Annotated in this window: 2 protein-coding genes; one reads left to right on the top strand and one right to left on the bottom strand. The window is 53.2% G+C overall.

The window, feature by feature from the left end; genetic code table 11:
• Positions 1–205: 205 nt before the first annotated feature.
• Positions 206–775 carry a recombinase family protein gene (locus Q0835_RS29970; protein WP_298967144.1) on the top strand — a complete coding sequence of 190 codons (570 nt, stop codon included), beginning with the start codon at positions 206–208 and terminating at the stop codon, positions 773–775.
• Positions 776–814: 39 nt separating this feature from the next.
• On the opposite strand, the gene Q0835_RS29975 is transcribed toward Q0835_RS29970, so the two are convergent.
• The coding region (locus Q0835_RS29975; protein WP_298967146.1) for a hypothetical protein at positions 815–1,050 on the bottom strand (236 nt) is incomplete at its 5' end.

Raw genomic sequence — 1,050 nt, forward strand, 5'->3', positions numbered from 1 at the left:
GTAAAACCTGTCCCATAGTGCATCCTTCCATTCGGGAGAAAAGACTGCACCATCAAAATCTGGGATCAAACACCTAGTGTCTCTTGACGTCATTTTGAGTATACCCCCAGCGCTAAGCCTCATGAACACCCGACCTGTTGTGAAGGATGTTCATTATGGGTCTGTTTCGTGTTAATGAACACAAATCGATACAGGCACACCCAAAATGAACACTTCTCATTCCAAAATCGGATATGCGCGCACATCGACGACGGACCAGAACCTTGATGCGCAGATGACAGCGTTGAAGGCGGCCGGATGTGGCATGGTGAGGGCGGAACAAAAGAGCGGTGCCAGTCTTGATGCTCGGCCGGAGCTGAAAACCATTCTCGACTTTATCCACCCCGGTGAAACATTGGTGGTCACGCGGATCGACCGGCTGGCCCGATCCCTCAGCGATTTGCAGACCATCGTCACCCGTTTGAAGGAAAAAGGGGCTCATTTGGCTGCGACTGAGCAACCGGTGGACACATCCACCGCCGCCGGCAAGGCCTTCTTCGACATGTTGGGCTTGTTCGCGGAATTTGAAACCAACTTGCGCCGAGAACGCCAAGCCGAAGGAATTGCAGCTGCGAAACAGCGCGGTGTCTACCGAGGGCGGCCACCCAGAATCAGCATGGCGGAAATTCGGGAAAAGCTGACAGCAGGCTTGTCACCAACGGAGATCGCTCATGAGTTGGGTGTTTCCCGAGGAACGGTCTACAAGGCGAAGAAAGATTTGAAGGATGCGGCATGAGTGGGAACGTTCAGCCTCAGAAAAAACGCCTGAAGAATCTCACGCCTGGGCTTTGCTGACGATGATCTCCAGGATGTCAATCTTCGCGTTGGCCTTTCCTACACAATCCGTCTCGGGCTTCCCATGGAAGACGGTTCGCTGTTTGAGCCTGACAGGGAAATGTTCTAAATCCTCGCACCTCAGTATGGACTGGACCCGTCTGACTTTGGCAAAGAGTTCGATGATCGCGGTGAACGGTTCCGCATCACTGGGCTCGAACCGAAACGGACGAAATA

The organism is uncultured Roseibium sp., from assembly GCF_947499295.1.
In the GTDB taxonomy this organism is placed as follows: Bacteria; Pseudomonadota; Alphaproteobacteria; order Rhizobiales; family Stappiaceae; genus Roseibium.

Bases quoted from the DNA above. Each gene is read 5' to 3' on its own strand.
- Q0835_RS29970 (WP_298967144.1), top strand. From the start codon at position 206: ATGAACACTTCTCATTCCAAAATCGGATATGCGCGCACATCGACGACG.